Consider the following 25,399-nt stretch of genomic DNA (forward strand, 5'->3'; position numbering starts at 1 on the left):
GGGTGCCAGGCACCGTGATGCCCCCATCGCGGCTGAAGCCGCTCCTACAGAGGTGAACCTCAACTTTCTCGCAAGACCGCCAGCGGGCTGGCATTGAGTGCCCGGCGCGTTCCGATTACACCGGCACCGCCTACCAGTATCGCGCCTGCCAGTGGCAGCAGCAGTAACCACGGGTGCGGCGCCCAGTGCAGGTCGAAGGCGTAGCGATACAGTGCCCAGGTGATCAGTTCGCAGCCGAGTGCGGCCAGCACGCCGCTGGCCGCCCCGAGCAGGCCGAACTCGATGCGCCGCGCCTTGACCAGCAGCGGTCGCGTAGCCCCCAGCGCACGCAGCAGCGCGCCCTGGCGAATACGCTCGTCGAGCGTTGCCTGCAGTCCGGCGAACAACACCGCCAGCCCGGCCGCCAGCACGAACAACAGCACATACTCCACCGCCAGGGTGACCTGGGCGAGGATGCTGCGCAGTTGGGCGAGCAGGGCATCGACCTGGAGGATGGTTACTGCCGGGAAGGCACGTGACAGGGCCACCACTTCCTGGTCATGCCCTGGCGCCAGGTAGAAGCTGGTCAGGTAGGTGGTGGGCAGTCCCTGCAAGGTGCCGGGTTGGAAGATCATGTAGAAGTTCGGCTGGAAGCTGTCCCAGTGCACCGTACGCAGGCTGCTGACCCGTGCCTGGCGCTGCAGGCCGCCGATATCGAAGGTCAGCAGGTCGCCCAATTGCAGCTTGAGGCTTTGCGCCAGCTCCGCCTCCACGGAGACGCCGGGCACCTGGTCGCTGGAAGGTGCCTGTTGCCACCAGGTGCCGGCACTCAGGGCATTGCCCTGGGGCAGCTCGGCGGCCCAGGTGAGGCTGAGGTCGCGCTGGATGGCGCGCTCGCCGGTGGACTCCTTGCTCACCAACTGGCGGACCGGCTGATCGTTGATGTGCGTGAGGCGCCCCGGAATCACCGGGTACAGCGGCGCGGAAGTGGCACTGATCTGTGCCAGGCGCTCGGCGAAGGGCTGGCGATCGTCGGCAAGAATGTTCAGGGCGAAATGGTTGGGGGCGTCCTTGGGTAGCTGCGCCTGCCAGGTGTCGAGCAGTTCCGCCCGCAGCAAGGCGACCAGCCCCATGGCCAGCAGGATCAGGCCGAAGGCCAGGGTTTGGCCCGCGGCGGCCAGCGGGTGGCGTAGCAACTGCCCCAGTCCCAGGCGCCACGGGAGTGGCGCTTCGGCCAGAAGACGGCGTAGGTGACGTAGCCCGAGCAGCAGCAGGCCGCCGAGCAGCAGGGCAGCGATCAATCCACCCCCAAGCAGGGCGAAGGTGAGCAGCAAGTCCAGGCTCAGGCGCCACATGATCAGGCCCAGGGCGAGCAGGGCGGCGCCATACACCAGCCAGCTGCTCGGTGGTATCGGCAGCAGGTCGCGGCGCAGTACGCGCAAGGGCGGCACGCGGCCCAGGGCGGCCAGTGGGGGCAGGGCGAAACCGGCCAGTGCCACCAGGCCGGTGCCGATCCCGGCCAGTGCTGGCGCAAGGCCGCCGGGTGGCACCTGGCTGGGCAGCAGGCCGGCGAGCAGGTTGAACAATCCCAACTGCGCCAGCCAGCCGAACAGGGCGCCGGCTAGCGCCGCGACCACGCCAAGCATGGCCAGTTGCAGGCAATAAAGGCCCAATGCCTGGTGCCGGGACAATCCGAGGCAACGCAACAAGGCGCTGGCATCCAGGCGCCGGGCGGCATAGCGCGAGGCCGACAGGGCCACGGCGACGCCGGCCAGCAGCACAGCCACCAGGCTGGCCATGTTCAAGTAGCGTTCGGCCTTGCCCAGGGCACCGCCGATCTGTCGGTTGCCATCACGGGTATCGAGCAAGCGCTGGCTGGCCGCCAGGCTGTTTTCGGTCGCCTGGCGATAGCGTGCCAGGGGCTCGGCATCGCCTCGCCAGAGGTCACGGTAACTGACTCGGCTGCCCGGCTGGATGACCCCGGTGGCGTCGAGGTCGACGATGTTCATCAGCACCCGTGGGGTGAGGCTGTAGAAGTTGTTGGCGCGGTCCGGCTCGTAGGTGAGCACGCGGCTCATGCGCAGGGTCGTCATGCCCACGTCGATGCTGTCGCCAATTGCCAGGCCAAGGGCCGCCAGCAGGCGTGGCTCGACCCAGGCCTCACCCGGCGCCGGCCCGCCACCGACTATCTCCTGCGCATAGGGGGCCGGGGCGCTGCGCAGCTGACCACGCAGTGGATAGGCGGGATCGGCGGCCTTGATGCTCGACAGCTGGATGCCGCTGTCGCCGCCGACCACGCTGGTGAACTCCACCACCCGCGCATGGCGCAGGCCCAGTGCAGCACCGCTGGCAATCTGTTGCTCGGTGGGTGGGGCGCTACCCTGCAGGACAAGGTCGGCACCGAGGAACTCGCTGGCACGCAGTTGCATGGCGCCATTGAGTCGCGCGCCGAAGTAGCCGATGGCGGTGCTGGCGGCCACTGCCACGAGCAAAGCGAAGAACAGTACCCGCACTTCACCGGCGCGGGCGTCGCGCAGCAGTTGGCGCAGGGCCAGGGCGCACAGGCGCGGGAAGGGCAGTCGGGTCATCATGGCTCCAGGGGGGCCACCAGGCGACCGGCGTCCAGGCGGATCCGGCGCCGGCAGCGGGTGGCCAGGCGCTCATCGTGGGTGACCAGCACCAGCGTGGTGCCGCGCTCCTGGTTCAGTTCGAACAGCAGGTCGCTGATGCGCTCGCCGGTGTGGCTGTCGAGGTTGCCGGTGGGCTCGTCGGCGAACAGCACGGCCGGTTGCGCGGCGAAGGCACGGGCGATCGCCACCCGTTGCTGCTCGCCGCCGGAGAGCTGGCGTGGTGTGTGGCTCAGGCGCTTGCCCAGGCCGACCCGCTCGAGCAGGCTGCGGGCGTGTTCGCGGGCGTCACGACGGCCGTCCAGCTCCAACGGCAGCATGACGTTCTCCAGGGCATTGAGGCTGTCGAGCAACTGGAACGACTGGAACACGAAGCCGACATGCTCGGCGCGCACCCGGGCGCGCTGGTCCTCGTCCAGCGGCCCGAGGTCGTGGCCGGCCAGCACGACCTTGCCGGCGCTGGGGCGGTCGAGGCCGGCGAGCAGGCCGAGCAATGTCGACTTGCCCGAACCGGACGCGCCGACGATGGCCAGGCTGTCGCCCTGGGCGAGGTCGAGGGAGAGCGCGTGGAGGATGATCAGGTCGCCTTCCGCGCTGGGGACCACTTTGCTAAGGTTCTGCGCAACGAGAATGCTGGGGCCCATGGAGAATCCAATGCGAATGTGGTGGTTGAGTGCCGGGCTTGCCCTGTGTTGCCTGGCCCAGGGCGCGGTGGCCGGAACCGTGCTGGTCGTCGGCGATAGTATCAGCGCCGGTTTTGGCCTGGATACCCGCGAGGGGTGGGTGGAACTGTTGCAGCAGCGCCTGAAGGACGAGGGTTTCGACGACCAGGTGGTCAATGCCTCGATCAGCGGTGACACCAGCGCGGGAGGCCGGGCGCGGCTGCCGGCGCTGCTTGTGGCGCACAAGCCGGACTTGGTGGTGCTGGAACTGGGGGGCAACGATGGCTTGCGAGGGCAACCGCCCCAGCAATTGCAACAAAATCTTGCGCTGATGATCGACCGTGCCCGCCAGGCCGGCGCCAGGGTGGTGCTGTTGGGCATGCGCCTGCCACCTAACTATGGCGTGCGCTACACCACGGCTTTCGCCCAGGTCTATGAGCAGCTGGCCAGCGACAAGCAGGTGCCGTTGGTGCCGTTTTTCCTGGAGGGTGTGGGCGGGGTGCCGGCGATGATGCAGGCCGATGGCATCCACCCCGCGCCGGTTGCCCAATCGCGCTTGCTGGAAAATGCCTGGCCGACGATAAAACCCTTGCTGTGACGCTTTAATCGGGGGCCGCTTTCGGATAATGTTGCGCCCCCCGTTTCGAGTGCCCCCGATGCCGCGCCCCGCCTGGTCCCTGTACGCTTATCAACTGATCGAGCCCGACGAGCAGTTGGATCTGTTCGCCTGCCAGGAAGTGCGCATCCACCTGGCGGCCCGCCAGCTCGAGCTGGGTGTTCCGGTCGACCGCACCCTGTGCGGTGGTCTGCTGCCGGCGCAGCCGCGCTGGTCCGGTGTGGAGCGCTCGATCTACCGCGACGAACGCCTGTGCCTGCTGTGCAAGGCGATCCTCGATGCCCAGCGGCGCGGCATGCGCCCGGTGTGGCCGGAACTCTGAGCGCCTTTCATCATCTGAAACGCTTGCAGGGCGCCTGCGCCTCCCGCTTGTTTCCGCGCGGGTGTACAATCGATCTCTTGACTGAACTTTCGAAGGATTTACCGGATGTTGCCGCGCTTTCCCGCCGTCACCCGTAGCCTCTCGCTTGCCGCCTTGCTGGCAGCAGGCCCTGCTGTTGCGCTGGAGCTGCCGTTGCCACCGCCCGGTGAGGACGTCGTCGGCCAGGTCCAGACCATCAAGGCCAAGTACGAAGACACCTTCGCCGATATCGGCACCGCCAACGACCTGGGCTACCTCGAGATGATCGCCGCCAACCCGGGTGTCGACCCGTGGTTGCCGGGCGCCGGCACCGAGATCGTCCTGCCCACCCGCTACGTCCTGCCACCTGGGCCACGCGAAGGCGTCGTCATCAACCTCGCCGAGTACCGCCTGTACTACTACCCGAAAGGGCAGAACGTGGTGCACACCTTCCCCTTGGGTATTGGCCGTGAAGGTTGGGGCTCTCCCATCGCCAACACGAAGATCACCGCCAAGACCCCGAACCCGACCTGGACGCCGCCAGCTTCGATCCGTGCCGAGCATGCCGCCGATGGCGATATCCTGCCGGCGGTCGTGCCGGCAGGCCCAGACAATCCGCTGGGCCCGTTCAAGTTCACCCTGGGCGTGCCGGGCTACCTGATCCACGGTTCGAACAAGAAGTTCGGCATTGGCATGCGCACCAGCCACGGCTGCTTCCGCATGCTCAACAACAATGTGCTGGAACTGTCGAAGATGGTGCCGGTGGGCACGCCGGTACGCATCATCAACGAGCCCTACAAGTTCGGTATCAGCGGCGGCAAGGTCTACCTCGAGGCGCATACACCGCTGGACGACCATGGCAACCCGTCGGTGGTCGACAAGCACACCGCCGTCATCAACGCCTTGCTCAAGCGCGAAGACCTGGCCAACAACTTGCGCATGAACTGGGACATGGTGCGTGACGTGGTTGCCGCTGAAGACGGCATGCCCGTTGAAATCGCCGTGCCGGTCGGTACCGCTGCCGGTGCGCCGATCGTGTCGAGCATTCCGCCCGAACTGCAGTAAGCCATTTCGTACTACTCTCGAGGGCCTGCCTTAGTGCAGGCCCTTTTTTGTTTGTGCGGCCTGGCGTTCTTCGGGCAATAAAAAAGCCGACCCACAAGTGGGTCGGCTCCATAACAATCCGTGAGGATTATTACTTGCGGCTGGCTTTGTCCAGCATACGCAGAGCGCGCTCGTTGGCTTCGTCAGCGGTCTGCTGAGCCTTCTGAGCAGCTGCCAGAGCGTCATCAGCTTTGCGGTAGGCTTCGTCTGCACGAGCCTGGGCGCGAGCTGCTGCGTCTTCGGTAGCAGTCAGGCGAGCTTCGGTTTCTTTGGATACGCTGCTGCAACCGGTAGCCAGAACTGCGGCCAGAGCCAGAGCAGAGAATTTCAGAACGTTGTTCATCGTGTTCCCCTTCAAGGACTTTCTATTAAATAGCCATCTCTCGGAAAAGAGAAACTGGCCGGCGTACATAGTACCCATTACTTGTAGTAAGTAAACTGACTGAGCGCAAGAACTGCAAAAAAAATGTCGCGACGGGGGTGCGCGACGGGGTTTGTGAGCAAAGTGTGAAAATCTTGCACGGCGTTCGCAAGCGATTGTAGTACGGGAACTTTTTTGTTGAACTAACGGTGACTTTAACTGTCGGTTGGCGTCTTAGCCCTAGAACATCCGGTTGCTGTTGTCCTGCCAGGGCATGAGTGGGGAGGTTGCTGTCAGCATTTTCATACGTGATGGCTTGAGCAATCTTGCAGGCGCCGCCTACTATTTGAGGGTGCCATGCGCGGCAGAACGACCCAGGTCGCCCCGCTGTCCAACGGCCAACAGGTGGCGTAGAGGTTCCTCCGCCGGATAATCCCCATCGGTAAGGTAAGGGTCTGCCGACAAGACCTGCGAGGAGTAGTGATGAGCGAGACGCTGACCATCCACCATGACCAGGCGGGTCATCAGTTCGAGACCACCGTGGACGGTCACCGGGCCTACCTGACGTATATGGACCTGGGCAAGCAGACGCTGGATATCTATCGCACCTTCGTGCCCAATGCCTTGCGTGGCCGTGGGATCGCCGCCGCGCTGACCGAAGAGGCCTTGGCCTACGCCGAGCAGATGGGCTACACGGTGATCCCGTCCTGCTCCTACGTCGAGCGCTACATGGAGCGCCAGCAGCGCCACTCGAGCAAGGTCTGAGCAGGCCACTTACGAAAACGCCGGGCATTGCCCGGCGTTTTCGTGTGCGTGGCGGTCAGCCGCGCTGGCGCTTGGGGAGCACGTCCTTGAGCTTGGCATGCATGCTGCGCAAGGTTTTCTCGGTGGCCGCCCAGTCGATGCAGGCGTCCGTCACCGACACGCCGTACTGCAGTTCGTCGAGGTTCTTCGGAATGGCCTGGCAGCCCCAGTTCAGGTGGCTCTCGACCATCAGGCCGATGATCGACTGGTTGCCTTCGAGGATCTGGTTGGCGACGTTCTCCATCACCAGTGGCTGCAGGGCCGGATCCTTGTTGGAGTTGGCGTGGCTGCAGTCGACCATGATGTTGGCCTTGATCTTGGCCTTGGCCAGGTCCTGTTCGCACAGGGCGACGCTGACCGAATCGTAGTTGGGCTTGCCGTTGCCACCGCGCAGCACCACGTGGCCGTAGGCGTTGCCTTTGGTCGTGACGATCGATACGCCGCCTTCCTGGTTGATGCCGAGGAAGCGGTGCGGCTTGGAGACCGATTGCAGGGCGTTGATCGCCACGGTCAGGCCGCCGTCGGTGCCGTTCTTGAAGCCGACTGCCGAAGACAGGCCCGACGCCATTTCGCGGTGGGTTTGCGATTCGGTGGTGCGCGCGCCGATGGCTGACCAGCTGATCAGGTCCTGGAGATACTGCGGGGAGATCGGGTCGAGCGCTTCGGTGGCGGTGGGCAGGCCCTTTTCCGCGAGGTCCAGCAGCAACTGACGCCCGATGTGCAGGCCGTCCTGGATCTTGAACGAGTCATCCAGGTACGGGTCATTGATCAGGCCTTTCCAGCCCACCGTGGTGCGCGGTTTCTCGAAGTAGACGCGCATCACCAGGTAGAGGGTGTCGGAGACTTCTTCGGCCAGCACCTTGAGGCGCTCGGCATACTCGTGGGCGGCCTTGATGTCGTGGATGGAGCAGGGGCCGACCACGACGAACAGGCGATGGTCCTTGCCGTCGAGGATATTGCGCACCACTTCGCGGCCGGCAGTCACGGTCTGCAGGGCCTTGGCGCTGAGGGGGATTTCCTTCTTGAGCTGATCAGGGGTGATCAAGGTCTCGTTGGAGGCAACGTTCAAGTCATCGATCGGTAAATCAGCCATCGTGTTACTCGTCAGGTCACGGGTGCCGGCCGCCAGCAATCCCCGTGCGGCCCAGCAGCAGTTTGTTCGCAGCGGGGAGCCCCGAACCTTAACGCGTTAGCGGGGGCGCGACAATGGCCTGGGCCCGTAATCACGGGGTTTTTGCAGGAGGGGCGGGCTCAGGTGGGCGAGGAAGCGTGCAGGCTGGCCTCGGAGAAGGCGTCGGCGTGCTGGTCGACCCATTGCGCGGCCAGGCGCTGGGTGGTGTCGCTGTCCAGCTCGCCGGGTACCTGCTGCTGGCAATAATGATGGATCTGGCACACCTGTTCGCTCATGCGCGCGGCGAACAGCGCCTGGCTGTCGGTGAAGGCCACGCCCACCCGATAGCCCGCGTCGAGCTTCTGGCACCAGGCGACATAGCCGGGGTAGCGTGCATCCAGCCCCAGCGAGGGCATCAGCACCTCCACCGCGGTGCCGCGCCGGTAAGCACGTGGCTGGTTGCAGGCGATGCCGCCCAGGCCTTGGGTGTGGAGGTGGCGACGAAAGAGGCTGGATGATGGACGCAGGGCCAGTTCGACAGGAATATCATCGGGATGGGGCAGGTAGACGCACATGCTCGACTCCGTGTCGATTATTTGACCTTCATTGCCCCAGTATAGTGAGGGATCGAAAAACGGCGGGTTTACGTGTAGAAAAACCGGACAAACAACAACGACACCCGACCAGGAGTGCAGCATGGACCCTCGCAATATCCGTATCGGCATCATTGGCAGCGGCGCCATCGGTGGCTTCTATGGGCTGATGCTCGCCCGCGCCGGCTTCGATGTGCATTTTCTTTTGCGCAGCGAGTATCACGTGGTGCGCACCCAGGGGCTGAAACTCGACAGTGCCGTGCATGGCCAGCTACGGCTGGACAACGTGCAGGCCTATGCCTCGGCCACCGACATGCCGCCTTGCGACTGGTTGCTGGTCGCAGCGAAGGCCACCAGCAATGCCGAGCTGGCGCCACTGATCGTCCAGGTGGCGGCGCCGGGTGCAAGGGTGGTGCTGCTGCAGAACGGCCTGGGGGTGGAGGATCAGTTGCGGCCTGCCCTGCGCCCGGATATGCATCTGCTTGGCGGGCTTTGCTTTATCTGTGTGAACCGCGAGCGCCCCGGTGAAATCCGCCATCAGGCGCTGGGCGCGGTCAACCTGGGTTATCACAGCGGGCCGGGCGGCCTGGACGTGGTGGAAGAGGGGGCCACGCTGTTCCGTGCCGCAGGTATCGACTCCCAGGCCATGACCGACCTCAACCAGGCGCGCTGGCAGAAGCTGGTGTGGAACGTGCCCTACAACGGTCTTTCGGTATTGCTGAAGGCCAGCACCACGCCATTGATGAATGACCCCGACAGCCGGGCGCTGATCCAGGCGTTGATGGCCGAAGTGGTCGAGGGCGCCAAAGCGTGTGGGCATGAATTGCCGGCGGGGTATGCCGCTCACCTGTTCCGCGTCACCGAACAGATGCCGGACTACTGGCCGAGCATGTACCACGACCATGTCCAGCAGCGGCCGCTGGAGCTGCAGGCGATCTACGCCGAGCCCCTGGCCCGCGCCCGAGCGGCCGGATGCAACCTGCCGCGCATGGAGGCGCTTTACCAGGCGCTGGCGTTCGTCGACCGGCACAATCGCATGCCTTGACCCTCCCGCAACCCGCGCCGGCAGCGCGCTGGACGGCAAGGCGCCAGTCCATGGCGCTGCTAAGCTGAACCTTGCTCTGCCGCAGCGGCAGTCGAGGAGGTCGAATGATCCGTTCCATGTTGTACGCCACTGACCTCGGTGTGTACGCGCCTTTTGTCATGCAGCACGCGCTGGCGCTGGCGCGGACCTTCAACGCAGAGCTGTATGTCATCCACGCGGTCGAACCGATGGGCCAGTTCGCCGAATCCCTCCTGCAGAGCTACCTCGACGAGCAGACCCTCGACGCCTTGCACAGCGAGGGGGTCAACACGGTGATGGCCAATATCGAGCAGCGGGTGCTGGACAATTTTCGTGAAGAGTTGGGCGAGGCGGCCGATCTTGCGCTGATTCGCGCAGTACGGGTGCGTCAGGGCGACCCGGCACAGGTGATCCTTGAGCAGGCGCAGCGCCTGTCGGTCGATTTGCTGATTTTCGGTAGCCACAGCGCGGGCGCCGGGGTGGACGTCCCCATCGGTCGCACGGCGGTGCGGCTGCTGCAACTGTCCCCGGTGCCGGTCTACATGGTGCCCCTCGCCCAGCATCTTGGGCGTAGGAAAGGGTGAAGTTGGAGGTAGGTAATTTCCGGCGATCGTAACAAAATAGTTCTAGATTTATTTCTCAAGCCACTAATATAGTTATAACTCGTCGCTGCCGGCGCGCCGGTGACCTACCGCCTTTGAGGGATATCTATGAAGCTTCAGCAACTGCGCTACATCTGGGAAGTGGCGCACCATGACCTCAACGTTTCCGCGACGGCGCAGAGCCTGTACACCTCCCAGCCCGGTATCAGCAAACAGATCCGCCTGCTCGAGGACGAGCTGGGCGTCGAGGTCTTCGCCCGCAGCGGCAAGCACCTGACCCGCGTCACCCCGGCCGGCGAGCGCATCATCAATACCGCCGGCGAGATCCTGCGCAAGGTCGAGAGCATCAAGCAGATCGCCCAGGAATTCTCCAACGAGAAGAAGGGCACGCTGTCCATCGCCACCACTCACACGCAAGCGCGCTATGCCTTGCCGCCGGTGATCAGCAACTTCATCAAGCAATACCCGGAAGTGGCCCTGCACATGCACCAGGGCTCGCCCATGCAGATCGCCGAAATGGCGGCCGATGGCACCGTCGATTTCGCCATCGCCACCGAGGCGCTGGAGCTGTTCGGTGACCTGATCATGATGCCTTGCTATAAGTGGAACCGTTGCGTGGTGGTGCCGCAGGGGCACCCGCTGACCAAGCTGCCGAAGCTGACGCTCGAGGCGGTGGCCGAGTACCCGATCGTCACCTACGTGTTCGGTTTCACTGGCCGTTCCAAGCTGGACGAGGCGTTCAACCATCGCGGCCTGACCCCGAAGGTGGTGTTCACCGCCGCCGATGCCGACGTGATCAAGACTTATGTGCGCCTGGGGTTGGGCGTGGGCATCGTGGCCAAGATGGCGGTCGATCCCAAGCTCGACAGCGACTTGGTGTGCCTGGATGCCAGCGAGCTGTTCGAGGCCAGCATCACCAAGATCGGTTTCCGCCGCGGTACTTTCCTGCGCGGCTTCATGTGCGACTTCATCGAGAAGTTCGCCCCGCACCTGACCCGTGAGGTGATGGCCAAGGCGATCCAGTGCCATAACAAGCAGGAGCTCGAAGAGCTGTTCGAGGGCGTCGAGCTGCCGGTGCACTGATTCAAGATCGTACGGGGCCGCTTTGCGGCCCATCGCGGCACAAGGCCGCTCCTACAGGTACAGCACCGCCCGCAAATGCGCTGCAATACCTGTAGGAGCGGCCTTGTGCCGCGATGGGCCGTGAAACGGCCCCGACTATTTATGCCTTGGTAATCAGGTTGCCGGCATGCAGCCCGCATTCCTTCTGCGTCGACTCTTCCCACCACCAGCGCCCCTCGCGCTCATGCTGGTTCGGCAGCACCGGCCGGGTGCACGGCTCGCAACCGATGCTGATGAAGCCCCGCTCATGCAGGCTGTTGTAGGGCAGCTCGAGCATGCGGATGTAGCCCCAGACTTCCTCGCTGGTCATTTGCGCCAGCGGGTTGAATTTGTACAGAGGGCGCTCGGGGGTGGAGAAGGCGCTGTCGATCTCCAGTGCCGCGACCTGGCTGCGGGTGCCGGGGCTCTGGTCGCGACGCTGGCCGGTGGCCCAGGCGCTCACGGTGGCCAGCTTGCGCCGCAGCGGCTCGATCTTGCGGATGCCGCAGCATTCACCGTGACCGTCCTTGTAGAAGCTGAACAGCCCCTTCTCCTTGACGAAAGGATCGAGCTTGTCGCGGTCAGGGCTGAGGATCTCGATGGGCAGGTTGTACTGTTCGCGCACCTGGTCGATGAAACGATAGGTTTCCGGGTGCAGGCGCCCGGTATCGAGGCTGAACACCTTGACCTGCTTGTTCAGGCGCCAGGCCATGTCCACCAGCACCACATCCTCGGCGCCACTGAAGGAGATCCACAGGTCGTCGCCGAAGTGTTCGAAGGCGAGCTTGAGGATCTCCTGCGGGGACTTGCTGGCGTAGGTCGCGGCCAGGGCGGCGACGTCGAAGGGTTGGCTCATCAGGCGGTTTCCATCAGGTGAGTGGCGCTGTGCGCTCGTAGTGTCCAGATGGTAACAAAAAATGGCGGGGTAGACGTTCCAGGAACGCGGGGCAAGCCCGCTCCCACGACACGCCGCGATACCTCACAGTGCCTGAAGTGTCTCCATCAACACCCGCACCTTGGCGATCGACTCTTCGTATTCGGCCTGCCAGTGCGAGTCGGCCACCACCGCGCCGCCGCCCCAGCAACTGACCTGGCCATCCTTGACCAGCAGGCTGCGAATGGCGATGGAGCTGTCCATCTCGCCGCGCACGTCGAGATACAGCAGCGAGCCGCAGTACAGCGCTCGGCGGGTGGGCTCCAGCTCGTCGATGATCTGCATGGCGCGGATCTTCGGCGCGCCGGTGATCGAGCCGCCCGGGAAGCTGCCGCCGATCAGGTCCAATGCGTCGCGGCCAGCGGCCAGGCGCCCGGTCACGCTGCTGACCAGGTGGTGGACGTTGGGGTAGCTCTCCAGGCTGAACAGCTCCGGCACCTTCACCGAACCAATCTCGCAGGTGCGGCCGATGTCGTTGCGCAGCAGGTCGACGATCATCAGGTTTTCCGAGCGATCCTTCGTGCTGTTCAGCAGCTCGTCAGCGTTGCGTGCATCCTCGATGGGATTGTTCGCGCGTGGGCGGGTGCCCTTGATCGGGCGAGTTTCGACCTCGCCTTGGCTGACGTGGATGAAGCGCTCGGGAGAAAAGCTGAGCAGGGCCGTACCGGCATCCAGTTGCTGGTACCCGGAAAACGGCGTCGGGCACGCCGCGCGCAGGGCCTGGTAGGCGTGCCACGGATCGCCCTGGCAGGGGGCGCGGAAGCGCTGGGTCAGGTTGATCTGATAGCAGTCGCCGGCCTGGATGTACTGCTGGACCTTGTCGAACGCGTTGCGGTATTGCTCGGGGGTCAGGTCGCCGGCCATGGGGGCGAGTAGGTGGAACTCACCGGGCTTGGTGGTGACGGGAGCTGCAAACAGCTGAAGCAGGCGGTGCCGCTCGGTCGCTTCGAGGCTTGGGTGGAACACCAGTTGGCTGCATTGCAATTGATGGTCGGTCACCAGCGCCCAAGCATAGAGACCCAGGTGGGCGTCGGGCAGTGCGAGGTCGTCCTGGGCCGCGGCTGGCAGATGCTCCAGGCGGCGTCCGAAGTCGTAGCTCAGGTAGCCGATCAGCCCGCCGGCGAATGGCAGCTCCACGCCTTGCGGCAGTTGTGCCGTGCCCAGCTCGGCCAGGGCTTGGCGCAGGCGTTGCAGGTAGCCCTGGCCGGTTTCGCCAGGCTGCGCCTGCAACTGTTGCCGTGGCCAGGCGCTGAGCAGGTCGAAACGGCCGCGCTCGGCGCTGGGGCGGGCGCTGTCGAGCAGGATCGCGCCTGGCGCTGTGCGCAGGCGTGCGAAATAGAACGCGGGGTCGGGCTGGTAGGGCAGGGGGTGGAGCGTACAGGTCGGCATCAGAATGGACGGCGATGAAAAAAGCGAGGGGGCGATTGTAGACCTGTGTAGGAAATGCGCCTAGCGCTGGGGCGACATTAAACGAACCCATGGCGCCCTGTTTGCTGTAGGAGCCAGCCTTGCTGGCGAATGCCAGCGGGTGGTTCGCCAGCAAGGCTGGCTCCTACGGGGCTTGCTAGAGCGGCTGAACGTGCCCGAACAGCCCTTGCGACACCCGTACGCGTTGTGCGGCGTTCTCGGTCCGGCCTTCCTTGGCGAGCATTTCCAGGTGCGCCTCGATGGCGTGGGTGCGTTGCGTGAGCCCGCAGTCGTTGGCGATCTGGATGTTCAGGCCTGGGCGGGCGTTGAGCTCGAGGATCAGCGGCCCCTTGTCCTGGTCCAGCACCATGTCCACGCCGATGTAGCCCAGGCCGCACAGTTCGTAGCAGCTGGCGGCGAGCTTCATGAAGCCGTCCCAGTTGGGGAGTTGCACGCCGTCCACCGCGTTGGTGGTGTCCGGGTGTTTGCTGATGATCTTGTTCAGCCAGGTGCCACGCAGCGTCAGGCCCGTGGCCAGGTCAACGCCCACGCCGATGGCGCCCTGGTGCAGGTTGGCCTTGCCGCCGGACTGGCGGGTCGGCAGGCGCAGCATGGCCATCACCGGGTAGCCCATCAGCACGATGATGCGGATATCCGGCACGCCTTCGTAGCTGATGCTCTTGAAGATCTGGTCCGGGGTGACCCGGTACTCGATCAGCGCGCGGTCGCGGTGCCCGCCCAGCGAGTAGAGGCCGGTGAGGATGCTGGAGATCTGGTGCTCGATTTCCTCGTGGCTGATGATCTTGCCCGAGACCGTGCGGTAGCGGTCCTCGAAGCGGTCGGCGATCACCAGGATGCCGTCACCGCCGGCCCCCTGGGCCGGCTTGATGACGAAGTCGTTGCGTTCGCCGATGATCTCGTCGAGCCGCTCGATCTGCTTCTCGGTCTCGATGATGCCGTACATCTCCGGCACATGGATGCCGGCCGCCAGTGCGCGCTCCTTGGTGATGATCTTGTCGTCGACGATCGGGTACAGGTGGCGCTTGTTGTACTTCAACACGTAGTCCGCGTTGCGCCGGTTGATACCCATGATGCCCCGGGCCTCCAGGGCTTTCCAGGTCTTGAACAGGCCGAACATCAGGCGTCAGCCTTCTTCAGGAAGGCCTTGAAGCGCACGAGCTCGGTCAGGCGGTAGCCGCGGTAGCGACCCATCGCCAGCATGAAGCCCACCAGGATCAGCAGCACCGCCGGGAAGGTGAAGACGAAGTAGGTCAGCTCCGGCACGGTCATCAGCAAGTGCGCGACGGAGGCGGCGAACAGGGTGCCGATGGCCACTTTCATGGCGTGGCCGCCACCGCGCTCTTCCCAGGTGATCGACAGGCGTTCGATGGTCATGGTCAGGATCACCATCGGGAACAGCGCCACCGACAGGCCGCGTTCAAGGCCGAGCTTGTGGCTGAACAGGCTGATGGCGGCGATCAGCACCACGACGAAGGTCAGCACCACCGACAGGCGCGGCAGCATCTGCAGCTTCAGGTGCTCGAGGTACGAGCGCAGCGACAGGCCCAGCGCGGTGATCACCGTGAACAGCACGATGCCGAAGCCCAGTTGCGTCTCGCGGAAGGCCAGGGCGATCAGCACCGGGGTGAAAGTGCCCAGGGTCTGGATGCCGATCAGGTTGCGCAGCACCAGGATCACCAGCACACCGATCGGGATCATCACCATGATCATGAAGGTCTGCTGCGTTTGCAGCGGCAGGCCGTACAGCGAGTACTCGAGGAAGTCGGCGTCGGTGTTCTCGTCGGTCAGCTTGGCCAGGCGAATGGCGTTCATCTCGCTGTTGTTCATGCTGAAGGTGACGTTGGCCTTCTTGCCGCCATCGACGCTGATCAGGTTCTCGTCGCCGGTCCACCACAGCAGGCGGTCGGCGGGCAGGCCTTGTTCGCCGGTGTCCGGGTTGAAGTACAGCCAGTCGTTGCCGTTGAAGCTGCGCAGCCACAGCTCAGGCGTTTGCGGGGTGTCGGCAATCAGGCGGATGGTGTGGACTTTCTCCAGCGGCACGTGGGCGATGGACAGCAGCAGATCGATGATCTGGGCCTTTTTCATCGACGAGGTGTCGCCAGCCAGCAGCAGCTTGACGTTGTCGTCGTTGAGATTGTTGACACGCTTGATTGTTTCGCTGACGAAGGTCTCGACGTCGGCCGAGTGCTGGCGGATCGGCGCCATCAGCGCTTCGGCGGCGATCTTCTCCGGGCCTTCGAGCGCCAGGCTGTCGCGGAACGTCGGGCCCTTGATCTTGGCCTTCTCGTTGCTGTAGCGCTTCGTCAGCACCAGGCGGTAGTAGAGGGTCTGGTTGCCACTGGCGCGGCGCGCCGACCAGGTGACCTTGCGGTTGCCGTCGACGCGGTTGACGCTCACCCCATAGTTGTTGGAGATGAAGCTCTCGTTGAGGCTGACGTAGTCGCGGTTCAGCGGCGGCACGAACATCTGCACCTTGACCGGATCCTTGGCGCTGGCGACGAACTCGACCTTGGCGTCGATGTTCCACAGGTCGTCGGTTTCATCCTCGGTCACCGGGATGCCAAGGGCGAAGATCTGGTAGGCCGTGATCGCCACGCCCAGCAACACCAGGACGGTGATCAAGACTTTCAGGTGGAGGGTAAGAGAGCGCATCGGAATTACTCTGCTTTGGGAGCTTCGGTGGCACAGGCAGGTTTGCCGGCCGCGTATTTGAGACTTGGGTCGACCAGCGCACCAAAGTGCTTGAGGGCCTCGGAGCCGATCAGCAGCGGGAACTGGAAGGCGCTGCGGTCGGTGAGGTTGACCTCGATGGTGCGGCGTGTCTGGCCCATGCAGATATCGAGCTCGATAACCGGGCGGGCGGTGTAGGCCTTGCCGGATTCGGCATCATAGTCCCCGGCGCGGCGCTTGATCTTGCTGACCCGGGCCAGGGGGCGTTCGATGGGGTGTTTGTGGGCGGCGTCGATGGCCAGGTAGAAACGTACCCAGCTCTCGCCATCGCGCTTGAAGCGCTTGATGTCGCGGGCGCTGAGCGAGGCGGTCTTGGCGCCGGTGTCGAGCTTGGCCGCCACTTCCAGGTCGAGATCGCCCAGGCGGGCGTATTCGTTCAGACCGTACACGGTCTTTTCCGCCGCGGGCGCGAGGGCCGGCAGCAGGGTCAGGCAGAGCAGCAGTGAAGCGGGTGTGAGTCTCATAATCCTGGCGCGGTGCTGTGCGGGGTTCAGGGCAAGGCGACTGGCCAAGCGTCCTCAGAGTGTGTCGGTAGCATGAAAAGATGACAGGTACATGCTCCATGCTCCGAAAGGAGCGCGGCATTCTATCACGCCGATGTCTTGACGCCAGCGCGCCCGCGATCAGACCGCGCAGAGGCGAGGTAAGTTCGTTATTAGACGATTGTCGACAATATTCTTTTTGTCTTTGACTCCTGGCTGTGGTTTGGCTAGTTTTGCCGTCATTGATTTTGAAGGTGTCGACAATCATGCTGGACACAGCCCAGGCCACGACGATCACCCAGGACGAAACCGAGACCCTGTCGGAGAACGTCTTCCGGCGTATCCAGGCGGCCATCGTCAAGGGTGAGATCGCCCCCGGCAGCAAGATCTCCGAGCCAGAGCTGGCGCGCACCTACGGCATCAGCCGCGGCCCGTTGCGCGAGGCGATCCACCGCCTCGAGGGCCAGCGCTTGCTGGTGCGTGTACCCCATGTCGGCGCGCGGGTGGTGTCGCTGAGCCATGCCGAGCTGATCGAACTGTACGAGATTCGCGAATCGCTGGAAGGCATGGCATGCCGCCTGGCCGCCGAGCGCATGAGCCAGGCCGCCATCGACGAGCTGCGCCATGTGCTCGACACCCACGAGCGCGATGCCGCGTTCCAGGCCGGGCAGGGCTACTACCAGCAGGAAGGCGACTACGACTTCCACTACCGGATCATCCAGGGCAGTGGCAACCAGACCCTCTACAAGATGCTCTGCGGCGAGCTGTACCAACTGGTGCGCATGTACCGCATCCAGTTCTCCACCACGCCCAACCGGCCACGCCAGGCTTTCGCCGAGCACCACCGCATCCTCGATGCCATCGAAGCCCGCGACGGCGAACTCGCAGAACTCCTGATGCGCCGCCACATCGGCGCGTCCAAGCGCAATATCGAGCGCCACTACCAGGGCGCCGACAACAATAGCCCACGAGGTGAGTCATGACAGTGAAGAGCACCCCCGGCCAGCGTTTCCGTGACGCGGTTGCCGCCGAACATCCGCTGCAGGTGGTCGGGACCATCAACGCCAACCACGCCCTGCTGGCCAAGCGCGCCGGCTTCAAGGCCATCTACCTGTCCGGCGGCGGTGTCGCCGCCGGCTCCCTGGGCCTGCCGGACCTGGGCATCAGCGGGCTGGACGACGTGCTCACCGATGTGCGCCGCATCACCGACGTATGCGACCTGCCACTGCTGGTGGATGTCGACACCGGCTTTGGCGCCTCGGCCTTCAACGTCGCCCGCACCGTCAAGTCGATGAGCAAGTTCGGCGCCGCGGCGATCCATATCGAGGACCAGGTCGGCGCCAAGCGCTGTGGCCACCGCCCGAACAAGGAGATCGTCAGCCAGCAGGAAATGGTCGACCGTATCAAGGCCGCGGTGGATGCCCGCAGCGATGACAGCTTCGTGATCATGGCGCGCACCGACGCGTTGGCGGTGGAAGGCCTGAACGCCGCGCTGGACCGCGCCGCGGCCTGCGTCGAGGCGGGTGCCGACATGATTTTCCCGGAAGCGATCACCGAACTTTCGATGTACAAGACCTTCGCCGACCGGGTGAAGGCGCCGATCCTGGCCAACATCACCGAGTTCGGCGCCACGCCGCTGTACACCACCGAAGAGCTCGCCTCGGTCGATGTGTCGCTGGTGCTCTATCCTCTGTCGGCGTTCCGCGCCATGAACAAGGCCGCCGAGAACGTCTACACCGCGCTGCGCCGCGATGGTACGCAGAAGCACGTGATCGACACCATGCAGACCCGCATGGAGCTCTACGATGCCATTGGCTACCACGCCTTCGAGCAGAGCCTCGATGCGCTGTTCGCGCAGAAGAAGGGATGATTCAAGCGCACATCGCCCTGTAGGAGCCGGCTTGCCGGCGAACAGGCCAGACACCCGATTAGCCAGAAAAGACTTCGATAACAAATTCAAGAAAGGAGAAACACCATGGCCGAAGCAAAAGTACTCAGTGGCGCAGGCCTGCGCGGCCAGGTGGCCGGGCAGACCGCGCTGTCGACCGTCGGCCAGGCCGGTGCCGGCCTGACCTACCGCGGCTATGACGTGCGCGACCTGGCCGCCGGCGCCGAGTTCGAGGAAGTCGCCTACCTGCTGCTGTACGGTGAGCTGCCGAGCAAGGCCGAGCTCGCCGACTACAAGCGCAAGCTCAAGGGCTTGCGTGACCTGCCGCAAGCGCTGAAGGAAGTCCTCGAGCGCATCCCGCGCGATGCCCACCCGATGGACGTGATGCGCACCGGCTGCTCGGTGCTCGGCACTCTGGAACCGGAGCTGGCCTTCGATGCCCAGCACGACAAGACCGACCGCCTGCTGGCGCTGTTCCCGGCGGTGATGTGCTACTGGTACCGCTTCACCCACCACGGTGTACGCATCGATTGCACCAGCGATGAAGACACGATTGGCGGCCACTTCCTGCATCTATTGCATGGCAAGAAACCAAGCGACCTGCACGTCAAGGTGATGAACGTCTCGCTGATCCTGTACGCGGAGCACGAGTTCAACGCCTCGACCTTCACCGCCCGGGTCTGCGCCTCGACCCTGTCCGACCTGTACTCCTGCGTGACCGCCGCCATCGGTTCGCTGCGCGGCCCGCTGCACGGTGGCGCCAACGAGGCGGCGATGGAGCTGATCGAACGCTTCCAGACGCCACAGGAGGCCACTGCCGAGCTGCTGCGCATGCTCGAGCGCAAGGACAAGATCATGGGCTTCGGCCATGCGATCTACAAAGAGTCCGATCCGCGCAACGAGGTGATCAAGGGCTGGTCGAAGAAGCTCGCCGACGAAGTGGGCGACAGCGTGCTGTACCCGGTATCTGAAGCCATCGACAAGACCATGTGGGAGCAGAAGCGCCTGTTCCCCAACGCTGACTTCTACCATGCCTCGGCGTACCACTTCATGGGTATCCCGACCAAGCTGTTCACCCCGATCTTCGTTTGCTCGCGCCTGACCGGCTGGGCCGCGCACGTGTTCGAACAGCGCGCCAACAACCGCATCATCCGCCCGAGCGCCGAGTATGTCGGCGTCGAGCAGCGCCAGTTCGTGCCGATCGAGCAACGCTGAGCCAGCCCGCGATCCTTGTAGGAGCCAGCCTTGCTGGCGAACCCTGGCGACGCCGGGGCTGGGGGTGCTTCGCACCCCATCGCCAGCAAGGCTGGCTCCTACAGGAAGCAGGGCGGCCGCAACAGCACCGACCTTACCGTGATTGAGTCCCTGTGCCATGAATACAGAATTCCGCAAGCCCCTGCCAGGCACCGCCCTGGACTATTTCGACGCCCGCGCCGCGGTCGAGGCGATCAAGCCCGGCGCTTATGACGGCCTGCCGTACACCTCCCGCGTGCTGGCCGAAAATCTGGTGCGCCGCTGCGCCCCAGCCACCCTCAACGCCTCGCTTGAACAGCTGATCGAGCGCAAGCGCGACCTCGACTTCCCCTGGTTCCCGGCCCGCGTCGTGTGCCACGACATCCTCGGCCAGACCGCGCTGGTGGACCTGGCCGGCCTGCGCGACGCCATCGCCGACAAGGGCGGCGACCCGGCCCAGGTCAACCCGGTGGTGCCGGTGCAACTGATCGTCGACCACTCGCTGGCCGTGGAGTGCGGCGGCTTCGATCCGCAGGCATTCGAGAAGAACCGTGCCATCGAGGATCGCCGCAACGAGGACCGTTTCCACTTCATCAACTGGACCAAGCAGGCGTTCAAGAATGTCGACGTGATCCAGCCGGGCAACGGCATCATGCACCAGATCAACCTGGAAAAGATGTCGCCGGTGATCCACAACGACCATGGCGTCGCCTACCCGGACACGTGCGTCGGCACCGACAGCCACACCCCGCACGTCGATGCCTTGGGTGTGATCGCCATCGGCGTCGGTGGCCTGGAGGCCGAGAACGTGATGCTGGGGCGTGCTTCGTGGATGCGCCTGCCGGAAATCGTCGGCGTCGAGCTGACGGGCCGCCTGGCTCCCAACATCACCGCCACCGACCTGGTGCTGGCACTCACCGAGTTCCTGCGCAAGCAGAAAGTGGTCGGCGCCTACTTGGAGTTCCACGGTGCTGGCGCCAGCGTGCTGACCCTGGGCGACCGCGCCACCATCTCCAACATGGCCCCGGAATACGGCGCCACCGCGGCGATGTTCGCCATCGACCAGCAGACCATCGATTACCTCAAGCTCACCGGTCGCGACGAGCAGCAGGTGCAGTTGGTGGAGACCTACGCCAAGGTTGCAGGCCTGTGGGCCGACAGCCTGGCCAAGGCCGAGTACGAACGCACCCTGAGCTTCGACCTGTCGAGCGTGGTGCGCAACATGGCCGGCCCGTCGAACCCGCACGCCCGGGTGTCCACCAGCGACCTGGCGGCCAAGGGCATTGCCGGCCAGTGGCAAGAAGTGCCGGGGCAGATGCCGGATGGCGCGGTGATCATCGCCGCCATCACCAGTTGCACCAACACCAGCAACCCGCGCAACGTGATCGCCGCGGGCCTGCTGGCGCGCAATGCCAACAAGCTCGGGCTTGCCCGCAAACCCTGGGTGAAGTCGTCACTGGCGCCCGGCTCCAAGACCGTGCAGTTGTACCTGAAGGAAGCGGGGCTGGAGCAGGAGCTGGAGCAGTTGGGCTTTGGCATCGTCGCCTTTGCCTGCACCACCTGCAACGGCATGTCTGGCGCGCTGGACCCGGTGATCCAGCAGGAGATCATCGACCGCGACCTGTACGCCACCGCTGTGTTGTCGGGCAACCGCAACTTCGACGGGCGCATCCACCCCTACGCCAAGCAGGCCTTCCTGGCCTCGCCACCGCTGGTGGTTGCCTACGCCATCGCCGGCACCATCCGCTTCGATATCGAGAAGGATGTGCTGGGCGTGGTCGATGGCAAGGAGATCCGCCTGAAGGATATCTGGCCGAGCGATGAAGAAATCGACGCCGTGGTGCGTGCGTCGGTGAAGCCGGAGCAATTCCGCCAGGTGTACATCCCCATGTTCGCCATCGAAGAGGACAGGGGGCCGAAGGTCGCGCCGCTGTATGAGTGGCGTCCGATGAGTACCTATATCCGCCGCCCGCCCTATTGGGAAGGCGCCCTGGCCGGTGAGCGCACCTTGCGCGGCATGCGCCCGCTGGCGGTGCTGCCGGACAACATCACCACCGACCACCTGTCGCCGTCCAACGCCATCATGCTCGACAGCGCCGCTGGCGAGTACCTGGCGAAGATGGGCCTGCCGGAGGAGGACTTCAACTCCTACGCCACCCACCGCGGCGACCACCTGACCGCGCAGCGCGCCACCTTCGCCAACCCCAAGCTGTTCAACGAGATGGTGCGCAAGGACGACGGCAGCGTGAAGCAGGGTTCGCTGGCGCGCATCGAGCCGGAAGGCAAGGTGACGCGCATGTGGGAGGCGATCGAAACCTACATGCAGCGCAAGCAACCGCTGATCATCGTCGCCGGTGCCGACTACGGCCAGGGCTCGTCCCGCGACTGGGCGGCCAAGGGCGTGCGCCTGGCGGGGGTCGAGGCGATCGTCGCCGAAGGCTTCGAGCGCATCCATCGCACCAACCTGGTGGGCATGGGCGTGCTGCCGCTTGAGTTCAAGCCGGGCACCGACCGCAAGACCCTGGGGCTGGACGGTAGCGAGACCTATGACGTGCTTGGTGAGCGCACGCCGCGTTCAACCTTGACGCTGGTGGTCACGCGGCGCACTGGCGAACGTGTCGAGGTGCCGGTGACCTGCCGCCTGGATACCGCCGAAGAAGTGTCGATCTACGAGGCGGGTGGGGTGCTGCAGCGCTTTGCCCAGGACTTCCTGGAAGGCGTGGCCTGAGGAGCGGGGGCCGCTTCGCGGCCCTTTCGCGGCACAAGGCCGCTCCTACAGGCGATCGCGTGTCTCTGTAGGAGCGGCCTTGTGCCGCGAAAGGGCTGCGAAGCAGCCCCGGGGATGTTCGCCGAAACGAAAAGATCAGGAAATCACAACAATGGCACACGTACCTCAAATCAAAATCCCCGCCACCTACCTCCGTGGCGGTACCAGCAAAGGCGTGTTCTTTCGCCTCCAGGACCTGCCCGAACAAGCCCAGGTCCCTGGCCCATCCCGCGACGCTCTGCTGTTGCGGGTGATCGGTAGCCCCGACCCATACGGCAAGCAGATCGACGGCATGGGCGGCGCCACCTCCAGCACCAGCAAGACAGTGATCCTGTCGAAAAGCATCAAGGCCGACCACGACGTCGACTACCTGTTCGGCCAGGTGTCGATCGACAAGGCCTTTGTCGACTGGAGCGGCAACTGCGGCAACCTCTCCGCCGCGGTCGGCTCGTTCGCCATCGCCAGCGGCCTGGTCGATACCGCGCGCCTGCCACGCAACGGCATCGCCACCGTGCGTATCTGGCAGGCCAATATTGGCAAGACCATCATCGCCCATGTGCCGATCACCGAAGGCGAGGTGCAGGAAACCGGCGACTTCGAACTTGACGGCGTAACCTTCCCGGCCGCCGAGGTGCAGCTGGAGTTCCTCGACCCTGCGGCCGACGAAGACGGCGACGGCGGGGCGATGTTCCCCACCGGCAACCTGGTGGACGACCTCGAGGTGCCGGGCGTCGGTACCTTCAAGGCAACCCTGATCAACGCCGGCATCCCGACCATCTTCGTCAATGCCGCCGACCTCGGCTATTCCGGTACCGAGCTGCAGGAAGCCATCAACGGTGATGTTGTCGCATTGCAGCGTTTCGAGACCATCCGCGCCCATGGCGCGGTGCGCATGGGCTTGATCGAACACGTCGATCAGGCTGCCGGGCGTCAGCACACACCCAAGGTGGCCTTCGTCGCGGCGCCGACCACCTACACTGCTTCCAGTGGCAAGGCGGTCAATGCCGAGGAGGTCGACCTGCTGGTGCGCGCGCTGTCGATGGGCAAGCTGCACCACGCGATGATGGGCACCGCTGCGGTGGCCATCGGCACGGCGGCGGCGATTCCCGGAACGCTGGTCAACCTCGCGGCCGGTGGGGGAGCGCGCAGTGCCGTGCGCTTCGGGCATCCATCCGGCACGTTGCGGGTCGGCGCCGAGGCGCGGCAGGTGGACGGGCAGTGGACCGTGACCAAGGCCATCATGAGCCGTAGCGCTCGGGTGCTGATGGAGGGCTGGGTGCGCGTGCCTGGCGACAGCTTCTAACGCAGCATCGGCGCACGGCTTTCGTTGAGCGGGGCCGCTGTGCGGCCCTTCGCGGGGCAAGCCCGCTCCTACAGGATTTGCGCGGATCTGTAGGAGCGGGCTTGTCCCGCGAAGGGCTGCACAGCAGCCCCCGTTATCAAGGAGCCGCCAATGAGCGCCAATGTCGACTTCAACACTCGCCCCGACTACGACCAGATCCTGCAGGCTATCGCCGACTACGTCCTCGACTATCAGGTCGACTCCCGCGAAGCCCTCGACACCGCCCGCAACTGCCTGATGGACACGCTGGGCTGCGGCCTGCTGGCCCTGCGCTTCCCCGAGTGCACCAAGCTGCTGGGCCCGCTGGTCGAGGGCACCGTGGTCCCCCATGGCGCACGGGTGCCCGGCACCAGCTACCGCCTGGACCCGGTCAAGGCCGCCTGGGACATCGGCTGTACCGTCCGCTGGCTGGACTACAACGACACCTGGCTAGCTGCGGAATGGGCCCACCCCTCGGACAACCTTGGCGGCATCCTCGCCGTCGCCGACCATCTTTCGCAAAAGCATGTGGCCGCTGGCGAGGCGCCGCTGACCATGCGCAGCGTGCTCGATGCGATGGTCATGGCCCATGAGGTCCAGGGCGTGCTGGCGCTGGAGAACGCGTTCAACCGGGTCGGCCTGGATCATGTGTTGCTGGTCAAGGTGGCTTCCACGGCGGTCTGCGCCAAGCTGATGGGCGCCAATCGCGAACAACTGCTGTCGGCACTGTCCCATGCCTTCGTCGACGGCCAGGCCTTGCGCACCTACCGTCACGCGCCCAATGCCGGCTCGCGCAAGTCGTGGGCGGCGGGGGATGCCTCCAGTCGTGGCGTGCGCCTGGCCGATATCGCCATGCGTGGCGAAATGGGCGTGCCCAGCGTGCTGACGGCGGCGCAATGGGGCTTCTACGACGTGTCGTTCAGCCACACCAACAAGGACCTGGCGCTCAAACCTGACGAGCAGCAGGCACTGCGCCTGCCCCAGGCCTTTGCCAGCTACGTGATGGAGAACGTGCTGTTCAAGGTCAGTTTTCCCGCCGAGTTCCACGCGCAGACCGCCTGCGAGGCCGCGCTGGTCCTGCACCCACAGGTGCGCAACCGCTTGCATGAAGTCACGCGAATCGTCATCACCACCCAGGAGTCGGCGATCCGCATCATCTCCAAGGAAGGCCCGCTGGCCAACGCCGCCGACCGTGATCATTGCCTGCAGTACATGACCGCCGTGCCGCTGATCTTCGGCAGCCTGGTGGCCGAGCATTACGAGGATGCTTTCCACGCGGCGCACCCGAGCATCGACCGTCTGCGCGAGAAGATGGAGGTGGTCGAGGAGCCGCGTTTCAGCCGCGAATACCTCGAGCCCGACAAGCGTTCGATCGCCAATGGCCTGCAGGTGTTCTTCAAGGATGGCAGCCATACCCGGGAGGTGGTGGTGGAGTACCCGGTCGGCCATCGTCGGCGCAGGGCAGAGGGGATACCGTTGCTGGAGGCCAAGTTCAGGGAGAACCTGGCGACACGGTTTGTTCGGCAGCGGTGTGAGCAGATTCTGGCGCTGTGCAAGGACCAGGCTGCGCTTGAAGCCATGCCGGTGCACAGCTTCGTGGATCTGTTCGTGATCTGAAAAGCTTCGCCGGCAAGCCGGCTCCTACAGGTGGGA

Annotated in this window: 23 protein-coding genes; 13 read left to right on the top strand and 10 right to left on the bottom strand. The window is 64.7% G+C overall.

The window, feature by feature from the left end; translation table 11 throughout:
- Positions 1 to 59 precede the first annotated feature (59 nt).
- Together P5705_RS08180 and P5705_RS08185 are read right to left on the bottom strand one after the other, a co-directional pair.
- Complete coding sequence (locus P5705_RS08180) at positions 60 to 2,567, bottom strand: ABC transporter permease (protein ID WP_277460344.1); 2,508 nt, start codon at positions 2,565 to 2,567, stop codon at positions 60 to 62.
- Positions 2,567 to 3,250: an ABC transporter ATP-binding protein gene (locus P5705_RS08185; RefSeq protein ID WP_277460345.1), complete on the bottom strand. Its 684-nt coding sequence runs from the start codon at positions 3,248 to 3,250 to the stop codon at positions 2,567 to 2,569. The genes P5705_RS08180 and P5705_RS08185 overlap by 1 nt, the downstream gene beginning before the upstream one ends.
- A 10-nt stretch (positions 3,251 to 3,260) precedes the next feature.
- Between P5705_RS08185 and P5705_RS08190 the strand changes: the two genes are divergently transcribed.
- The 3 genes from P5705_RS08190 (at position 3,261) to P5705_RS08200 (ending at position 5,289) form a co-directional block, all read left to right on the top strand.
- Positions 3,261 to 3,866 carry an arylesterase gene (locus P5705_RS08190; protein WP_277460346.1) on the top strand — a complete coding sequence of 202 codons (606 nt, stop codon included), beginning with the start codon at positions 3,261 to 3,263 and terminating at the stop codon, positions 3,864 to 3,866.
- 58 nt (positions 3,867 to 3,924) lie between these two features.
- A complete protein-coding gene (locus tag P5705_RS08195; RefSeq protein ID WP_248919458.1) occupies positions 3,925 to 4,206 on the top strand; it encodes a hypothetical protein in 282 nt (93 codons plus the stop codon).
- Between the two features lie 105 nt (positions 4,207 to 4,311).
- On the top strand, positions 4,312 to 5,289 hold the full coding sequence (locus tag P5705_RS08200) for a L,D-transpeptidase family protein (RefSeq protein WP_277460347.1): 978 nt from the start codon (positions 4,312 to 4,314) through the stop codon (positions 5,287 to 5,289).
- Positions 5,290 to 5,419: 130 nt separating this feature from the next.
- Here P5705_RS08200 and oprI read toward each other — a convergent pair whose 3' ends face one another.
- Positions 5,420 to 5,671 carry an outer membrane lipoprotei OprI gene (gene oprI, locus P5705_RS08205; RefSeq protein WP_003259780.1) on the bottom strand — a complete coding sequence of 84 codons (252 nt, stop codon included), beginning with the start codon at positions 5,669 to 5,671 and terminating at the stop codon, positions 5,420 to 5,422.
- Positions 5,672 to 6,172: 501 nt separating this feature from the next.
- On the opposite strand from oprI, the gene P5705_RS08210 reads away from it, so the two are divergent.
- The gene (locus P5705_RS08210) at positions 6,173 to 6,454 is read left to right on the top strand and encodes a GNAT family N-acetyltransferase (RefSeq protein WP_011533135.1); all 282 of its coding nucleotides are present in this window, start codon (positions 6,173 to 6,175) and stop codon (positions 6,452 to 6,454) included.
- Between the two features lie 55 nt (positions 6,455 to 6,509).
- On the opposite strand, the gene P5705_RS08215 is transcribed toward P5705_RS08210, so the two are convergent.
- Together P5705_RS08215 and P5705_RS08220 are read right to left on the bottom strand one after the other, a co-directional pair.
- Positions 6,510 to 7,586: a 3-deoxy-7-phosphoheptulonate synthase gene (locus P5705_RS08215; RefSeq protein ID WP_277460348.1), complete on the bottom strand. Its 1,077-nt coding sequence runs from the start codon at positions 7,584 to 7,586 to the stop codon at positions 6,510 to 6,512.
- 158 nt (positions 7,587 to 7,744) lie between these two features.
- Entirely contained in the window at positions 7,745 to 8,179 is a 435-nt protein-coding gene (locus P5705_RS08220; RefSeq protein ID WP_277460349.1) for a PilZ domain-containing protein, read from the bottom strand.
- Positions 8,180 to 8,300: 121 nt separating this feature from the next.
- Between P5705_RS08220 and P5705_RS08225 the strand changes: the two genes are divergently transcribed.
- The 3 genes from P5705_RS08225 (at position 8,301) to cysB (ending at position 10,945) form a co-directional block, all read left to right on the top strand.
- On the top strand, positions 8,301 to 9,242 hold the full coding sequence (locus P5705_RS08225) for a putative 2-dehydropantoate 2-reductase (RefSeq protein WP_277460350.1): 942 nt from the start codon (positions 8,301 to 8,303) through the stop codon (positions 9,240 to 9,242).
- Between the two features lie 104 nt (positions 9,243 to 9,346).
- Positions 9,347 to 9,844, top strand: a complete 498-nt coding sequence (locus tag P5705_RS08230) for a universal stress protein (protein WP_240064970.1) — start codon at positions 9,347 to 9,349, stop codon at positions 9,842 to 9,844.
- Positions 9,845 to 9,970: 126 nt separating this feature from the next.
- Positions 9,971 to 10,945 (top strand): HTH-type transcriptional regulator CysB, encoded by a 975-nt coding sequence (cysB, locus tag P5705_RS08235; RefSeq protein WP_011533140.1) that lies wholly within the window; start codon positions 9,971 to 9,973, stop codon positions 10,943 to 10,945.
- 139 nt (positions 10,946 to 11,084) lie between these two features.
- Here cysB and P5705_RS08240 read toward each other — a convergent pair whose 3' ends face one another.
- From P5705_RS08240 to P5705_RS08260, 5 genes are all read right to left on the bottom strand, one after another.
- On the bottom strand, positions 11,085 to 11,819 hold the full coding sequence (locus P5705_RS08240; protein WP_252091088.1) for a phosphoadenylyl-sulfate reductase: 735 nt from the start codon (positions 11,817 to 11,819) through the stop codon (positions 11,085 to 11,087).
- Between the two features lie 123 nt (positions 11,820 to 11,942).
- Positions 11,943 to 13,286 (bottom strand): aminodeoxychorismate synthase component I, encoded by a 1,344-nt coding sequence (gene pabB / locus P5705_RS08245; RefSeq protein ID WP_277460351.1) that lies wholly within the window; start codon positions 13,284 to 13,286, stop codon positions 11,943 to 11,945.
- A gap of 175 nt (positions 13,287 to 13,461) precedes the next feature.
- Positions 13,462 to 14,442 (bottom strand): alpha-L-glutamate ligase-like protein, encoded by a 981-nt coding sequence (locus tag P5705_RS08250; protein ID WP_277460352.1) that lies wholly within the window; start codon positions 14,440 to 14,442, stop codon positions 13,462 to 13,464.
- A complete protein-coding gene (locus tag P5705_RS08255; RefSeq protein WP_277460354.1) occupies positions 14,442 to 15,977 on the bottom strand; it encodes an inactive transglutaminase family protein in 1,536 nt (511 codons plus the stop codon). Before P5705_RS08255 ends, P5705_RS08250 begins: the two co-directional genes overlap by 1 nt.
- A 5-nt stretch (positions 15,978 to 15,982) precedes the next feature.
- Positions 15,983 to 16,519, bottom strand: a complete 537-nt coding sequence (locus P5705_RS08260; RefSeq protein WP_011533145.1) for an ATP-dependent zinc protease family protein — start codon at positions 16,517 to 16,519, stop codon at positions 15,983 to 15,985.
- A gap of 284 nt (positions 16,520 to 16,803) precedes the next feature.
- Between P5705_RS08260 and P5705_RS08265 the strand changes: the two genes are divergently transcribed.
- From P5705_RS08265 to prpD, 6 genes are all read left to right on the top strand, one after another.
- The gene (locus P5705_RS08265) at positions 16,804 to 17,520 is read left to right on the top strand and encodes a GntR family transcriptional regulator (protein ID WP_248919467.1); all 717 of its coding nucleotides are present in this window, start codon (positions 16,804 to 16,806) and stop codon (positions 17,518 to 17,520) included.
- Positions 17,517 to 18,407 (top strand): methylisocitrate lyase, encoded by an 891-nt coding sequence (gene prpB / locus P5705_RS08270; RefSeq protein WP_277460356.1) that lies wholly within the window; start codon positions 17,517 to 17,519, stop codon positions 18,405 to 18,407. Before P5705_RS08265 ends, prpB begins: the two co-directional genes overlap by 4 nt.
- A 105-nt stretch (positions 18,408 to 18,512) precedes the next feature.
- Positions 18,513 to 19,640: a bifunctional 2-methylcitrate synthase/citrate synthase gene (gene prpC / locus P5705_RS08275; RefSeq protein WP_277460357.1), complete on the top strand. Its 1,128-nt coding sequence runs from the start codon at positions 18,513 to 18,515 to the stop codon at positions 19,638 to 19,640.
- A gap of 157 nt (positions 19,641 to 19,797) precedes the next feature.
- Positions 19,798 to 22,386 (top strand): Fe/S-dependent 2-methylisocitrate dehydratase AcnD, encoded by a 2,589-nt coding sequence (gene acnD, locus P5705_RS08280; RefSeq protein WP_277460358.1) that lies wholly within the window; start codon positions 19,798 to 19,800, stop codon positions 22,384 to 22,386.
- Between the two features lie 151 nt (positions 22,387 to 22,537).
- The gene (gene prpF / locus P5705_RS08285; RefSeq protein WP_277460359.1) at positions 22,538 to 23,728 is read left to right on the top strand and encodes a 2-methylaconitate cis-trans isomerase PrpF; all 1,191 of its coding nucleotides are present in this window, start codon (positions 22,538 to 22,540) and stop codon (positions 23,726 to 23,728) included.
- Positions 23,729 to 23,878: 150 nt separating this feature from the next.
- Positions 23,879 to 25,363, top strand: coding sequence for a 2-methylcitrate dehydratase (gene prpD / locus P5705_RS08290; protein WP_277460360.1), 1,485 nt, complete (start codon positions 23,879 to 23,881; stop codon positions 25,361 to 25,363).
- Positions 25,364 to 25,399: the final 36 nt, after the last annotated feature.

Origin of the sequence: Pseudomonas entomophila, assembly GCF_029478665.1 — a bacterium.
Lineage (GTDB): Bacteria > Pseudomonadota > Gammaproteobacteria > Pseudomonadales > Pseudomonadaceae > Aquipseudomonas > Aquipseudomonas entomophila_F.

What these genes read in the sequence shown, in the direction of transcription:
- P5705_RS08190 (WP_277460346.1), top strand. Translation starts at nt 3,261, where the DNA reads ATGCGAATGTGGTGGTTGAGTGCCGGGCTTGCCCTGTGTTGCCTGGCC.
- prpC (WP_277460357.1), top strand. Translation starts at nt 18,513, where the DNA reads ATGGCCGAAGCAAAAGTACTCAGTGGCGCAGGCCTGCGCGGCCAGGTG.
- P5705_RS08225 (WP_277460350.1), top strand. Translation starts at nt 8,301, where the DNA reads ATGGACCCTCGCAATATCCGTATCGGCATCATTGGCAGCGGCGCCATC.
- prpD (WP_277460360.1), top strand. Translation starts at nt 23,879, where the DNA reads ATGAGCGCCAATGTCGACTTCAACACTCGCCCCGACTACGACCAGATC.
- acnD (WP_277460358.1), top strand. Translation starts at nt 19,798, where the DNA reads ATGAATACAGAATTCCGCAAGCCCCTGCCAGGCACCGCCCTGGACTAT.
- P5705_RS08200 (WP_277460347.1), top strand. Translation starts at nt 4,312, where the DNA reads ATGTTGCCGCGCTTTCCCGCCGTCACCCGTAGCCTCTCGCTTGCCGCC.
- oprI (WP_003259780.1), bottom strand. Translation starts at nt 5,671, where the DNA reads ATGAACAACGTTCTGAAATTCTCTGCTCTGGCTCTGGCCGCAGTTCTG.
- P5705_RS08255 (WP_277460354.1), bottom strand. Translation starts at nt 15,977, where the DNA reads ATGCGCTCTCTTACCCTCCACCTGAAAGTCTTGATCACCGTCCTGGTG.
- P5705_RS08265 (WP_248919467.1), top strand. Translation starts at nt 16,804, where the DNA reads ATGCTGGACACAGCCCAGGCCACGACGATCACCCAGGACGAAACCGAG.
- P5705_RS08185 (WP_277460345.1), bottom strand. Translation starts at nt 3,250, where the DNA reads ATGGGCCCCAGCATTCTCGTTGCGCAGAACCTTAGCAAAGTGGTCCCC.
- P5705_RS08215 (WP_277460348.1), bottom strand. Translation starts at nt 7,586, where the DNA reads ATGGCTGATTTACCGATCGATGACTTGAACGTTGCCTCCAACGAGACC.
- P5705_RS08220 (WP_277460349.1), bottom strand. Translation starts at nt 8,179, where the DNA reads ATGTGCGTCTACCTGCCCCATCCCGATGATATTCCTGTCGAACTGGCC.
- pabB (WP_277460351.1), bottom strand. Translation starts at nt 13,286, where the DNA reads ATGCCGACCTGTACGCTCCACCCCCTGCCCTACCAGCCCGACCCCGCG.
- P5705_RS08195 (WP_248919458.1), top strand. Translation starts at nt 3,925, where the DNA reads ATGCCGCGCCCCGCCTGGTCCCTGTACGCTTATCAACTGATCGAGCCC.
- P5705_RS08260 (WP_011533145.1), bottom strand. Translation starts at nt 16,519, where the DNA reads ATGAGACTCACACCCGCTTCACTGCTGCTCTGCCTGACCCTGCTGCCG.
- P5705_RS08250 (WP_277460352.1), bottom strand. Translation starts at nt 14,442, where the DNA reads ATGTTCGGCCTGTTCAAGACCTGGAAAGCCCTGGAGGCCCGGGGCATC.
- P5705_RS08230 (WP_240064970.1), top strand. Translation starts at nt 9,347, where the DNA reads ATGATCCGTTCCATGTTGTACGCCACTGACCTCGGTGTGTACGCGCCT.
- P5705_RS08210 (WP_011533135.1), top strand. Translation starts at nt 6,173, where the DNA reads ATGAGCGAGACGCTGACCATCCACCATGACCAGGCGGGTCATCAGTTC.
- prpF (WP_277460359.1), top strand. Translation starts at nt 22,538, where the DNA reads ATGGCACACGTACCTCAAATCAAAATCCCCGCCACCTACCTCCGTGGC.
- P5705_RS08240 (WP_252091088.1), bottom strand. Translation starts at nt 11,819, where the DNA reads ATGAGCCAACCCTTCGACGTCGCCGCCCTGGCCGCGACCTACGCCAGC.
- prpB (WP_277460356.1), top strand. Translation starts at nt 17,517, where the DNA reads ATGACAGTGAAGAGCACCCCCGGCCAGCGTTTCCGTGACGCGGTTGCC.
- cysB (WP_011533140.1), top strand. Translation starts at nt 9,971, where the DNA reads ATGAAGCTTCAGCAACTGCGCTACATCTGGGAAGTGGCGCACCATGAC.
- P5705_RS08180 (WP_277460344.1), bottom strand. Translation starts at nt 2,567, where the DNA reads ATGACCCGACTGCCCTTCCCGCGCCTGTGCGCCCTGGCCCTGCGCCAA.